The sequence below is a fragment of the Neptuniibacter halophilus genome (assembly GCF_030295765.1).
Taxonomy (GTDB): Bacteria; Pseudomonadota; Gammaproteobacteria; order Pseudomonadales; family Balneatricaceae; genus Neptuniibacter; species Neptuniibacter halophilus.
This window is the reverse complement of the sequence record NZ_AP027292.1, coordinates 2,404,813-2,416,738: the sequence shown is the minus strand read 5'-3', so window position 1 is coordinate 2,416,738 and position 11,926 is coordinate 2,404,813. Positions and strand designations below refer to the sequence as shown.

The following is an 11,926-nucleotide window of genomic DNA, read 5'->3' as shown; positions in this document are numbered from 1 at the left end:
CGCACTGGCCGCTAGGGCTGCCAGAACCCATGAAAGTGGTTCACCGGGCCATGTCCTGCACCCACATTTAATTGATCTGCATGCGCAATGGCGGCTGTGATATAACCTTTAGCCTGAGTCACTGCTTCCAGTTCACTGAATCCCCGGGCCAGCAACGCCGTAATGGCCGAAGCCAGCGTACAACCTGTCCCATGGGTATTCTGAGTTTCGATTCGGGGGGTTTCAAACAGTTGAAACGCCGTGCCGTCAAACAGCAGGTCAGGACACTCACTGCCCGACAGATGCCCACCCTTGAGCAATACCGCCCGCGGCCCCAGTTTGTGCAGCGCCCGCGCCAGTGATTTCATATCCTCAATATCCTCTGGCTCACTTTGCCCGAGAATCGCCGCTGCTTCAGGCAGGTTCGGAGTAATCAGATCGGCCAGCGGCAACAATTCGTCCACCAGTGTAGAAACAGCATCGGGACTCAGTAGTGCATTTCCGCTTTTCGAGATCATCACCGGGTCAACCACCAGCCTGACCTGGCGCTCGCGCAGAAATCCGGCAACGGCCCTGACCATATCCGCATCACCGAGCATGCCGGTTTTAACCGCATCGATCCGGATATCATCAAAAACCGTCTGTAATTGCTCAATGACAAACGCTGGCGTAACAGGAAAGACCGCACGGACTTCCCGGGTATTCTGTGCGGTCAGCGCAGTAATAACTGATGCACCATAAACACCGAGTGCTGAAAACGCTTTAAGATCGGCCTGAATGCCCGCACCACCACCGGAATCAGAACCGGCAATCGTCAGTGCATTGGCAACAGTAGAGGAAAAATCAGACACCACAGCCTCCGTTAATTAACGTGGCCGGGTAAAGGGATACAGCTCTTCTCATAAGATACCTATCTCGATTTCCTACGCCGGAACAAACCGGATCAGGTTCAACGGGTATACTCTCAGCCCTTAAGGGCACCCCGACCAAGACAAAGCGCTAGTGTAAGTGGCCTGCACCCGCCTGTCCAGACACCCTCGGCGTAACGGTCATGTAAAATATTCAGCTTCCATTAAAATTAGGAATTTTTCTTATATTTTTCTCAGGAATTCTGAACTAAATTAGGTTCATGGATCTCCTGTTCATGGAAAGAACTTCTAAGGATGGCCTTGTAAGCGGAACGGACGGCAGGATGCCATTGCCAGGACAGGCTCACACGCCGCAGGGAATAGGGAATGCCAGCAAAAAGCGCCTCACGGAATGAGGCGTTTTTTATTGCCTCAGAAGAGCAGATATAGGAAAAATTAGGAATTTTTCTTATATCTTTCTCAACGGGAAAAGCCATAATGGATTTCGTGGATCTCCTGTTCATGGAACGAATAACAAGGATGGCCTCGATAAGCGGAACGGATGGCATTGATGCCCCAGGACAAAGACCGCAAGGATTACGGAGCCAGCGACGGGGTTGTTTCAAGGACAGAGGCGACCCCCTCATCCCCAACCAGCCACGTCAGCAATCAATTCTCCAGTAATTCCTCTTAGCAACAGCCCGCTCCCTACTACCAGACACAAAAAAACCCAGCTTATTACCCCTGGGCTTCCGGATTTGCTGTTACGCTTTCAGTCAAATAACAACCGCTTCGGCTTCAGGACTTAACTGCCACACCTGCTGAACTAACGCCTCCACCGGCTGCTGACAACCGGATGCAATCCACTGCGCCAACACGCTCGCCAGATCAGGATAGATCTGCGGCTCCGGCGAACTCATTTCAAGCCAGTCTGCAAGTTTCGCATGTTCAGAGAGCTTATTGATCACCAGACCCATGCCCAGCAGCTCCAGAATCTCCGCATTGGACTCCTGCTCAACCTGCCCTTTCTGCGGCAGGGTCAGTACCTTTTTACCGTACTGAACCGCTTCACTGAGCAGTCCGAACCCGGAATTACAGATAACCCCGGCACAGCTCGCAAGATCGCGGTGAAAACCTTCCCGGGAAAACGGCCGCAGGTGCATATTTCCCTTATCCTCAGGCTGATCTAACCCTGAGTAGATATAAAACTCATAGTCCGGATAAGCGGATAAAGCCGCTTCAATCTGATCCGGCGGATCATGCGGCAGATAAACCAGCACTTTTCTGTCAGATTGGCTCGGTTCAAACAGCGGCGGCTGAATCAACGGCGGACAGATAGGTTTATCAAAATGGTGCCAGTGCAAGCCTAACGCAGTTTTTGCCGGAGCAAAGCTGCTGATCTGCTGCTTAAGAAGCCAACCGGTTTTGCTATCGGGCAGTTTGTGCAGAAAAGCATACTGATGCGCAATCCCCAGACTGGGCACTCCCCGGAGTTTAGCAGCCCAGGCGGTAACCGGTTCAAAATCGGTGATCACCAGATCGTAGCCACTCAGGTCCAGCGCACAGATATCTCTGATCAGACGAACCGGGTTATTGGCAGTGAGGGTTTTAACGTAGTCCACCCGGCTACCCTTCATATAGAAAGTCATCCCCTGACGACAGCGATAGTCGCCAAATGGCTCCATATTGAAGAGCTTTTCCGGCTCCCGCCCACTGAAGAGATAATCCACTTCAATTCCCGCACGCTCAAGGGCTGGCGCCATCACCCGGGCACGAGTGATATGGCCATTTCCTGTGGCCTGCACACCGTAAAGGACTTTCATACGCCGATAAGCGCCTGCAAATGAGGAAAATTATCTATCGCCAGCATTGTACTGACCGTGCCCAGAGCGGCGCCCGCCGCAATATCGGTGGGATAATGCACGCCCAGAAGAATTCGCGAAATACCGACCATAACTGCCAGAGAATAGGCCAGCTCAGTAAAGCCCGGATAGAAATGCGCTACCAGTCCAGCAAAAACAAACGCAGCCGCGGCATGGCCGGAGGGAAAGCTGAATTTATCGGAAGGTACAATATAGGCATCGACCGGCAGAGAATCACAGGGCCGGTCACGCTTGATGGTATTTTTCAGCAGCAGGTAGAGAGGCAGTTCAAATGTGTAGGCCAGCAACCCGGTCAGCAGAAACAACAAACCAAATTGCGGTTCGTAGACCGCCAGTATCAGGCCAACCAGAAGATAGAAACCGCCATCCCCCAGCCGGGAGACCTGACGACTGACTCTGGCCAGTTGTGGCGCGCTGGGCAAGCCAAGGCACCAGTTAAAAGCAAACAGATCAAATGTGGTCAGAATCTTTAAGGCACTCATGGTCGGCACGCCTCCGGTTCTCATCATTTTTCCAATGATGGGTGAACCAGGTGACATTCCGGTGAATGCTGATTGACAGTTATGTTACATCCACTGCGGCCTGATCAGATCAGAGCGTCAGCCATTTCCCGACTGAACTGCTGCTCAAACCACTGGGCGGCCATTGTCACCACCAGATCCGGCTTGAGAAATGGCACCATATGCCCCTGCCGCTCCAACACCAGCAGCTCCAATGGCTGGGCACAGTAATGCACCAGTCTTTTAGAATAGCTGACCGGCAGCACTTCATCCTGATCACCATGCATAATAGCCGAGGCGAATGCATACTCCTGATTGACGATATTACAGCTATGGGTAAACAGGCTGGAGAGGGTTTTTAACGGATAATCAAACACAACCAACGGATCTTTTTTGATCTCGGCGCCCGCGGGGTGCCCCTCAAGTAACTGTTCAAAATCGATCAGGGAACCCAGTGGCAATTTGAAACCCGGCAGAAAAAGGGAAGAAGCCCAGGTCCAGTTCCAGCCCATTCGATAGGCAAAATCAGGCGCCAGATCCGGCACCAGCAGCGTTCCACAAAGTACCGCTGACAGACGCGGATCATTTTCAGCCGCCGCCACCGCCAGCAATGCACCAATAGAATAACCATAAATACCAAACGGGCCTGAGTAACGCTGCTGCAGAACGTCGAGTAGTTCACTGACCGCAGCACACATCTGCTCAACGGTATAATGACCACGCTCGCCACCGGAGTATCCGTGTCCCAGCGGATCAATCCCCACCAGGTTATACCCCTGACGTGACAGCTTACAGAGCAATTCGGCATAGAGTTCTGTGTACGTTCCGATTCCCGGCAGGAACAGGATTGTCGGCGCATCAGGGCTGTGTTCGTAGAGTTCACAGTGCAGGCTGTGCTCACCTACACAAAAGGCGGTACGTTCTTGCAGGTAATCGTGCAGGCCAAGCTTATCCCGCAACAGGTGGCGAAACTCACAGTTTTCCTGGCGTAACAATGGTGGTCTGATCGGCACATTCATAACGGTCTCCCTCAGCGCTGACAATGTTTACAATAGACAGTTGCACGCTGCCCCAGACGCACCTCAGCGAGTGGCGCCATACAATTCACGCAGGGCTCTCCACCCCGTCCGTACACACTCAGTTTCTGCTTAAAGTACCCGGGCTTGCCATCACCGCCGACAAAATCTTTCAGGGTAGTCCCCCCCTGTTCTATGGCGGCAGCCAGTACCCGCTTAATTTCGGTGACCAATCTCTGCAAACGCTCAAGCGAGATGTTTCCGGCACCGCGTCTCGGGTCGATACCTGCAGCAAACAGGGCTTCAGTCGCGTAGATATTACCCACCCCCACGACCACCTTACTGTCCATAATCACTTGCTTGATCGCCGTTTTCCGGCCTTTGCAGCGCTGCTTCAGATAGTCAGCATTAAAGGCATCACCCAATGGCTCCGGCCCCAGATGATACAGCAGCTCATGATGCTCACCTGCCGGCTGCCACAGCACAGAACCAAAGCGTCTCGGATCCGTCAGCCGCAGCACCGTTCCATTATCAAAACAGAAATCCACATGGTCATGCTTTTGCGGGGGCACCTCCGGGTCGACAATCCGCAGGCTGCCTGACATACCTAAATGCAGCATCACCTCACCACAATCGGTCTGTAACAGAATATACTTACCCCGACGGTCAACACCCTGAATCTGCTTACCGGCTAACTGCCCGGCTAGGAAATCCGGTACTGGCCAGCGCAGGTTAGGGTTACGGACTTTCAGAGCAACCAGAGTTCGCTGATCGATATGGGGACGAATACCACGACAGGTGGTTTCGACTTCAGGTAATTCAGGCATGAATACAGTCAGGCTCACACATACAAAAAAACAGGTCTACCCGCAGGGTACCATAAAAAAGCTAAATTAAACCTTACGACCAGTCCCGACCTAACTGAAGCTATGCTACATTCTGCATCCACCCTATCAGGAAGACCTTAGCGACTATGGATTTTATCTGGATTTTATTCGCCTTTGTCTGCGGCTATAGCTGTCGCCTCATCAATATGCCGCCGCTGATCGGTTACCTTCTGGCCGGTTTCATCCTCCATTTCATGCAGATTGAACCGGTTGCCAGCCTGGACACTCTGGCTGATCTGGGCATTACTCTGATGCTGTTCACAATCGGCCTGAAACTGAATATTAAAGACCTGCTGCGCCCCGAGGTCTGGGGTGGCACCCTGTCGCATATGGGTATCTGGACGCTACTGATCGGCTCACTGTTTCTGCTGCTGTCCAGCCTGTCGATCCCCTATTTCACCGATCTGGACTTTAAATCCGCAGCCCTGATCGGCTTTGCCCTCAGTTTCAGCAGCACCGTCTGTATCGTTAAACTGCTGGAAGAGAGCGGGGAGATGAAAACCCGGCATGGCCAGTTAGCGATCGGAGTACTGGTAATGCAGGATATTGCAGCGGTTCTGTTTCTGGTGGCTGCCACCGGCAAGATTCCTTCGATCTGGGCCATTGGCCTGTTTGGACTGATTCTGATCCGCCCGCTGCTCAACCATATGCTGATGCGTGCCGGTCACGGCGAACTGCTTCCTCTGGCCGGCTTTTTCCTCGCGTTGGGAGGCTATGAACTGTTCACGCTGGTCGGCGTTAAGGGCGATCTTGGGGCGCTGATCTTTGGCATGCTGCTGAGCTCGCACCCGAAAGCCAGCGAACTGACAAAATCTCTGCTGAGCTTCAAGGACCTGTTCCTGATTGGCTTTTTCCTGTCGATCGGTTTCACTGCACTGCCGACCTGGTCGATGCTCGGCATGGCCAGCATTCTGGCCCTGCTGATACCGCTGAAATACATCATGTTTTTCGCGATCTTTACCCGTCTGAACCTGCGCGGCCGCACCTCTTACCTCTGTGCACTGGCACTGAGCAACTTCAGTGAGTTTGGCCTCATCGTCGCCTACCTCTGTGTCGACAACGGCTGGCTGAGCAAAGAGTGGCTGGTAATACTGGCCCTGGCAGTATCCATCTCCTTTGTCCTCACCAGCATTGTTTACCGCTCTGCGCATAGCCTCTATCTGAAATATAAAGATCAGATTAAGAGCTACGAGAGCAACACCCCGCTGGCCAGCGATATCTTCATCCAGCCAAAAGATTCAGAAATTCTGGTGATTGGTCTTGGTCGGGTCGGCAAAGGCGCATTCAAAGCCCTGCATGGTATCGTCGGTAACCGGGTCTGGGGGATGGATGCAGATCTCAGCCGCATCAAGCGCTTCCAGCAAAAAGGTATGAATGTATTCTGCGGGGATGGTGAGGACGCCGACCTCTGGACCAACCTGGATACTCAGGATATTAAGCTGGTCCTGCTTGCCCTGCCCTCAATCGAGGACAGCCTGAATATTGCCGAACAACTGCAATGTGCCAACTATCGCGGAGAACTGGCTGCTATCGCCCGTTACCCGGATGAACACCAACAACTGGTCGAAGGCGGCATCGATAAAGTGTTCAACTTCTACAGCGAAGCGGGTCTGGGTTTTGCAGAGGAAAGTCTGCAACTGATCGGCTACAAAAAGGAGCAGGTTGCAGAAGCCAATTAGGCGCTGCAACCGGTCTTTTTCAGGCAATAAAAAACCCGGCTAAGGCCGGGTTTTTTAATAGAAACAAAATCTTATTTGATTTTAGATTCTTTGTATTCAACGTGCTTACGAACTACTGGATCGTACTTTTTGAACACCATTTTGTCTGGGGTGTTACGCTTGTTCTTATCAGTAGTGTAGAAGTGACCTGTGCCAGCAGATGAAACCAGCTTGATCTTTTCGCGTGCGCCTTTAGCCATGATTCAGCTCCTTAAACTTTGATGCCGTTGGCACGAACTTCAGCCAGAACTGCGTCGATACCTTTTTTATCGATGATGCGCATGCCTTTAGAAGAAACACGCAGGCGTACGAATTTGCTCTCACTTTCTACCCAGAAACGGTGCCAGTGCAGGTTTGGCAGAAAACGACGGCGAGTTTTACGCTGTGAGTGGGAAACGTTGTTCCCAGTAACCGGACGCTTGCCAGTTACCATACAAACTTTAGACATATTAATAGCCTTCTGAAATTAAGGGTTACGAATCTATCCTTTCTTTATTTATTGGAATAGCTGCGGGAATTGACATCTGCACTCTCCAGATTCCCTACCATTCCTCAGGCGGAGCGTCCCGTAACTAGACAAGAAACCGAACCGGAGTGTGGATAGAAGGTCGCGGATTATACACAACTGACTTTTATTTCACCAGTTCTTTTTCTGCTGTATTCTACAGCAACCCCCGTTCGGCAAACGAAACCACTTCGGCATCGCCGACCACCATATGATCCAGCACACGAACCTCCACCAGCGCCAGTGCTTTCTGCAAGCGTTCGGTAATCCCCAGATCTGACTGACTCGGCTCTGCCACCCCGGACGGATGATTATGGGCCAGAATCAACGCTGCGGCATTATGCGCCAGCGCCCTGACAACCACTTCACGCGGATAAACAGCCGCCGCCGTCAGCGAGCCCTGAAACAGCTCTTCAAAGCAGATAACCTGGTGCTGGTTATCGAGAAACAGACAACCAAACACCTCTCGGGAATGGTGCCTTAAACGCGCAGTCAGATAAGCCTTAACCTGCTGCGGCCGGGTCATCGCCTCCCCTTTCAGCAACTGCGAGAAAAGATGACGGCGCCCCATCTCCAGCACCGCCTGAAGCTGGGCGTACTTCGCCTGCCCTAAGCCCCGCGCGGCGCAGAACCCCTGCTGATCGCTCTCCAGCAACGCTCTTAAACTACCAAATCGATGCAGCAGTTCGCGGGCCAGATCAACAGCACTTTTCCCCTGCACGCCGGTACGTAAAAAGATCGCCAGCAACTCAGCATCAGAAAGCGCCTGCGCGCCCTGCAAAAGTAACTTTTCCCTGGGCCGCTCCGCTTCCGGCCAGTGAGATATAGACATAGATTTCCCTCTCTTAATTATTTTCATCCTTGAAAACAGCGCTAATTTTAGCACGCAGAAATCTTCGAAACCGCACCCGAAAATGGTATGGTAGCGATCCTTAACTTCCCGCAGGGATCACCCCTCAACCACTGAGAATACAGTCGCCAGCAAGTATGCAGAGACTTACTAACAAACAGATCATTCTCGGCATTACCGGTGGTATTGCTGCCTATAAAAGTGCCGAACTGACCCGGCTGCTGAAAACAGCAGGCGCGGATGTACGGGTGGTCATGACCGCCTCGGCTACTGAATTTATTACCCCCCTGACTCTTCAGGCACTATCCGGCCATCCGGTCCACCAGCACCTGCTGGATCCGGAATCTGAAGCCGGCATGGGACATATTGAGCTGGCCAAATGGGCCGATCTGATCCTGATCGCACCCGCCAGTGCCAATTTTATTGCCCGTATGGCCTCCGGTCAGGGTAACGACCTGCTGACGACCCTGTGTCTGGCGACCGACGCACCGATCTGTCTGGCTCCTGCCATGAATCAGGCGATGTGGCGTGACACGGGCACTCAGGAGAACGTCGCCAGACTGCAACAGCGCGCCATTAGTATTTTTGGCCCCGGCAGCGGTGAGCAGGCCTGTGGCGATACCGGCCCCGGACGCATGCTGGAGCCCACTGAGCTGGCCCGGCTCACCGCCAACCAGTTCAGCTCCCATAGCCTGACCGGTAAAACGGTGTACATCACCGCCGGCCCAACCCGGGAAGCCCTCGATCCGGTTCGCTACATCTCTAATCACAGCTCCGGCAAGATGGGCTATGCCCTCGCCGAAGCGGCTATTGAAGCCGGTGCCCGGGTGAAACTGATCAGCGGCCCGGTCAATCTGCCAGCCCCGGCACGGGTGGATCGGGTGTCAGTTGAAAGCGCCGAAGAGATGTTACAGGCATCACTGAAGGACATTGAGCAGTGCGATATCTTTATTGCGGCTGCAGCCGTCGCAGATTACCGCCCCACTGCGGTCGCCGAGCACAAGATCAAAAAAGGCTCTGAAGAGATTATGGAGCTGCATCTGGTGAAGAACCCGGATATTGTCGCGACGGTAGCCGGCCTTGAAGATAAACCCTTCACCGTTGGGTTCGCCGCTGAGACTCAGGACGTACTGGCCTATGCCCGCGGCAAACTGGAGCGCAAGAAGCTCGATCTGATCATCGCCAACGATGTATCTCGCAGCGATATTGGTTTTAACAGCGACGAAAACGCCGTCACTGTAATCTCGGCAACGGAAGCAGACACTCTGCCACAGGCCTCTAAGCGGCAACTGGCGGTTCGCCTGATCGAAAGAATCGCCGCCCAGTATCAGGCCAGCTTAACCACCAGCGACCTGACCGAATAATTTTGCAAGCATAAGGATTCCCATGCGCTACCCTCTGAGCACGCTTGATCATGCTATTTTTCGCGCTTATGACGTGCGCGGCATCGTCGGCACCGCGCTGACCGACGACACCGTTTACCATCTGGGCCGGGCCTTTGCTGCCGAAGCACAGTCGCAACAGGTTAACCGGGTCCATGTGGCTGCAGACGGCCGTCTTTCCAGCCCTGAACTGAAACAGATTTTCAGTGAAGGCCTCAGCGATGGCGGCTGTGATGTGGTCGATGTGGGCTTTGTCCCCACGCCCACCCTCTATTTTGCTGCTCATCAGGATCAGCAGTGCAGCGGCGTCATGATTACCGGCAGCCATAACCCTGCTGATTACAATGGATTCAAGATGATGCTCGCCGGCCATACTCTGTCCGGAGATGATATTCAGGCACTGAAGCTGCGAATTATTGAGCAGAACTACAGCAGTGGCGAGGGTGCCCACAGCGAACTGGATATCAGCCAGACCTATCTGGATCGGATTTTGGGCGATGTCAGACTCACACGTCCGCTGAAAGTCGTGGTGGATTGCGGTAACGGCATTCCCGGCAAACTGGCCCCGCAACTGATCGACAAACTCGGCTGCGAAGTCATCCCGCTCTACTGTGACGTCGATGGCACCTTCCCGAACCACCACCCTGATCCGGGCAAGCCCAAAAACCTGCAGGACGCGATCGCCAAAGTCAAAGCCTGCGGCGCCGATCTCGGTCTGGCCTTTGATGGCGATGGCGACCGGGTCGGTGTGATCACCGAGCAGGGCGCTATCGTCTACCCTGATCGGGTCATGATGCTGTTTGCTGAAGATATCCTCTCCCGTAATCCGGGCGCCGAAATCATCTTTGACGTTAAATGCTCCCGACTTCTGGCCAAGGTAATCCGCGAAGCAGGCGGCAAAGCCACCATGTGGCGCACCGGCCACTCTCTGATCAAACAGAAGATCAAACAGAGTGGCGCACTGCTCGGCGGCGAGATGAGCGGCCATATCTTCTTCAAGGAGCGCTGGTATGGTTTTGACGATGCCCTTTACAGTGCCGCACGCCTGCTCGAAATTCTGGCCGGAGTTCAGGACACCGCCGGCGAGCTTTTTGACCGCTATCCTGAAGATGTCAGCACTCCGGAGCTGAACATCAGCGTCACCGATGAGAGCAAATTCGAAATCGTTGAAGCATTACAGGCGAAGACCTTCAGCGGCGGTGAAGCTAACCATATTGACGGTGTCCGTGTAGATTACCCGGATGGCTGGGGTCTGGTACGCGCCTCAAATACCACCCCGGTACTGGTTCTGCGTTTTGAGGCCGAAACCGAGGCTGCCCTGCAGCGAATCCGGGATCAGTTTGCAGAGAAACTGCATGAAGTCGACAGCAGCCTGACGATCCCCCACGAATAATCACACCCCTGCCTGAAACAGGGCGGGGGTTATAAAGTTACAAGGAAAGAAGATGCCTTTAACACGTAAAGAAGCGATGACCACAGCGCATGTGCTGAGCGAAGCCATGCCGTACATTCAGAAATTCGTTGGCAAGACGATCATCATCAAATACGGCGGCAACGCCATGATTGATGAAAAACTGCAGAACAGTTTTGCCCGCGATATCGTGATGATGAAGCTGATCGGTATCAACCCGATCGTCGTCCACGGCGGTGGGCCGCAGATCGGCCAGCTTCTCAACGACCTGAAGATTGAGTCCCACTTTATCAACGGCATGCGCGTCACCGATTCTAAAACCATGGATGTGGTAGAGATGGTACTGGGCGGCGCGGTCAATAAGCAGATCGTCGGCCTGATCAACAACAACGGCGGTCAGGCAATTGGCCTGACCGGTAAAGATGGCCAGCTTCTGCAGGCGAAGAAACTCCGCGTAGAACACAAAACGCCGGATATGGAAGCCCCTGAGATTATCGATATCGGTCATGTAGGCGAAGTCGCCAGCGTGAATGTCAAAGTACTCGATATGCTGGTCAACTCCGACATTATCCCGGTGATTGCTCCAATCGGTGTAGGCACAGACGGCGCTTCCTACAACATCAACGCCGATCTGGTAGCCGGTAAAGTCGCTGAAGTGCTGCAGGCAGAAAAACTGATTCTGCTGACCAACATCGAAGGTCTGCTGGATAAAGAGGGCAACGTCCTGACCGGCCTGACCACACAGCAAGTGGACTCACTGATCGCAGACGGCACAATCTACGGCGGTATGCTGCCGAAAATTGACTGCGCCCTGAGCGCGGTAAAAAGCGGCGTCGTCAGCGCACACATTATCGATGGTCGGGTAGAACACTCCTGCCTGCTGGAAATCTTTACCGATGAGGGTGTCGGCACCCTGATCACCAACAGTCGCGCTTAAGGATCGATAT

General features: G+C 53.5%; 13 protein-coding genes and 1 riboswitch. Of the genes, 4 read left to right on the top strand and 9 right to left on the bottom strand.

The window, feature by feature from the left end:
- Positions 1–11: 11 nt before the first annotated feature.
- The 6 genes from thiD to mutM form a co-directional block, all read right to left on the bottom strand.
- On the bottom strand, positions 12–830 hold the full coding sequence (gene thiD, locus QUD59_RS11250) for a bifunctional hydroxymethylpyrimidine kinase/phosphomethylpyrimidine kinase (protein ID WP_350227782.1): 819 nt from the start codon (positions 828–830) through the stop codon (positions 12–14).
- Positions 831–882: 52 nt separating this feature from the next.
- Positions 883–974, bottom strand: a riboswitch (TPP riboswitch).
- A 107-nt stretch (positions 975–1,081) separates the two neighbouring features.
- Entirely contained in the window at positions 1,082–1,324 is a 243-nt protein-coding gene (locus tag QUD59_RS11245) for a hypothetical protein (RefSeq protein ID WP_286237098.1), read from the bottom strand.
- A gap of 279 nt (positions 1,325–1,603) precedes the next feature.
- Positions 1,604–2,650 carry an MJ1255/VC2487 family glycosyltransferase gene (locus QUD59_RS11240; protein WP_286237097.1) on the bottom strand — a complete coding sequence of 349 codons (1,047 nt, stop codon included), beginning with the start codon at positions 2,648–2,650 and terminating at the stop codon, positions 1,604–1,606.
- Positions 2,647–3,192: a phosphatase PAP2 family protein gene (locus QUD59_RS11235; protein ID WP_286237095.1), complete on the bottom strand. Its 546-nt coding sequence runs from the start codon at positions 3,190–3,192 to the stop codon at positions 2,647–2,649. Before QUD59_RS11235 ends, QUD59_RS11240 begins: the two co-directional genes overlap by 4 nt.
- Positions 3,193–3,296: 104 nt before the next feature.
- Positions 3,297–4,229, bottom strand: coding sequence for an alpha/beta hydrolase (locus QUD59_RS11230; protein WP_286237094.1), 933 nt, complete (start codon positions 4,227–4,229; stop codon positions 3,297–3,299).
- Between the two features lie 11 nt (positions 4,230–4,240).
- Complete coding sequence (gene mutM, locus QUD59_RS11225) at positions 4,241–5,053, bottom strand: bifunctional DNA-formamidopyrimidine glycosylase/DNA-(apurinic or apyrimidinic site) lyase (protein WP_286237093.1); 813 nt, start codon at positions 5,051–5,053, stop codon at positions 4,241–4,243.
- Between the two features lie 146 nt (positions 5,054–5,199).
- Between mutM and QUD59_RS11220 the strand changes: the two genes are divergently transcribed.
- Entirely contained in the window at positions 5,200–6,792 is a 1,593-nt protein-coding gene (locus QUD59_RS11220; protein WP_286237092.1) for a cation:proton antiporter family protein, read from the top strand.
- Between the two features lie 71 nt (positions 6,793–6,863).
- Here QUD59_RS11220 and rpmG read toward each other — a convergent pair whose 3' ends face one another.
- The 3 genes from rpmG to radC form a co-directional block, all read right to left on the bottom strand.
- Complete coding sequence (gene rpmG, locus QUD59_RS11215) at positions 6,864–7,031, bottom strand: 50S ribosomal protein L33 (RefSeq protein WP_286237090.1); 168 nt, start codon at positions 7,029–7,031, stop codon at positions 6,864–6,866.
- An 11-nt stretch (positions 7,032–7,042) separates the two neighbouring features.
- Positions 7,043–7,279: a 50S ribosomal protein L28 gene (rpmB, locus tag QUD59_RS11210; protein WP_286237089.1), complete on the bottom strand. Its 237-nt coding sequence runs from the start codon at positions 7,277–7,279 to the stop codon at positions 7,043–7,045.
- Positions 7,280–7,493: 214 nt separating this feature from the next.
- Positions 7,494–8,168, bottom strand: a complete 675-nt coding sequence (radC, locus tag QUD59_RS11205) for a RadC family protein (RefSeq protein ID WP_286237087.1) — start codon at positions 8,166–8,168, stop codon at positions 7,494–7,496.
- Positions 8,169–8,323: 155 nt separating this feature from the next.
- Between radC and coaBC the strand changes: the two genes are divergently transcribed.
- From coaBC to argB, 3 genes are read left to right on the top strand one after another with little or no spacing between them, the layout of a single operon-like run.
- On the top strand, positions 8,324–9,550 hold the full coding sequence (gene coaBC, locus QUD59_RS11200) for a bifunctional phosphopantothenoylcysteine decarboxylase/phosphopantothenate--cysteine ligase CoaBC (protein WP_286237085.1): 1,227 nt from the start codon (positions 8,324–8,326) through the stop codon (positions 9,548–9,550).
- Between the two features lie 22 nt (positions 9,551–9,572).
- Positions 9,573–10,961 (top strand): phosphomannomutase/phosphoglucomutase, encoded by a 1,389-nt coding sequence (locus QUD59_RS11195; protein WP_286237084.1) that lies wholly within the window; start codon positions 9,573–9,575, stop codon positions 10,959–10,961.
- A 52-nt stretch (positions 10,962–11,013) separates the two neighbouring features.
- The gene (argB, locus tag QUD59_RS11190; protein WP_286237083.1) at positions 11,014–11,916 is read left to right on the top strand and encodes an acetylglutamate kinase; all 903 of its coding nucleotides are present in this window, start codon (positions 11,014–11,016) and stop codon (positions 11,914–11,916) included.
- Positions 11,917–11,926 lie beyond the last annotated feature (10 nt).

Coding starts and splice junctions, on each gene's coding strand:
- QUD59_RS11245 (WP_286237098.1), bottom strand. CDS start 1,324: ATGGCTTTTCCCGTTGAGAAAGATATAAGAAAAATTCCTAATTTTTCC.
- QUD59_RS11240 (WP_286237097.1), bottom strand. CDS start 2,650: ATGAAAGTCCTTTACGGTGTGCAGGCCACAGGAAATGGCCATATCACT.
- QUD59_RS11235 (WP_286237095.1), bottom strand. CDS start 3,192: ATGAGTGCCTTAAAGATTCTGACCACATTTGATCTGTTTGCTTTTAAC.
- QUD59_RS11230 (WP_286237094.1), bottom strand. CDS start 4,229: ATGAATGTGCCGATCAGACCACCATTGTTACGCCAGGAAAACTGTGAG.
- mutM (WP_286237093.1), bottom strand. CDS start 5,053: ATGCCTGAATTACCTGAAGTCGAAACCACCTGTCGTGGTATTCGTCCC.
- QUD59_RS11220 (WP_286237092.1), top strand. CDS start 5,200: ATGGATTTTATCTGGATTTTATTCGCCTTTGTCTGCGGCTATAGCTGT.
- rpmG (WP_286237090.1), bottom strand. CDS start 7,031: ATGGCTAAAGGCGCACGCGAAAAGATCAAGCTGGTTTCATCTGCTGGC.
- rpmB (WP_286237089.1), bottom strand. CDS start 7,279: ATGTCTAAAGTTTGTATGGTAACTGGCAAGCGTCCGGTTACTGGGAAC.
- radC (WP_286237087.1), bottom strand. CDS start 8,168: ATGTCTATATCTCACTGGCCGGAAGCGGAGCGGCCCAGGGAAAAGTTA.
- coaBC (WP_286237085.1), top strand. CDS start 8,324: ATGCAGAGACTTACTAACAAACAGATCATTCTCGGCATTACCGGTGGT.
- QUD59_RS11195 (WP_286237084.1), top strand. CDS start 9,573: ATGCGCTACCCTCTGAGCACGCTTGATCATGCTATTTTTCGCGCTTAT.
- argB (WP_286237083.1), top strand. CDS start 11,014: ATGCCTTTAACACGTAAAGAAGCGATGACCACAGCGCATGTGCTGAGC.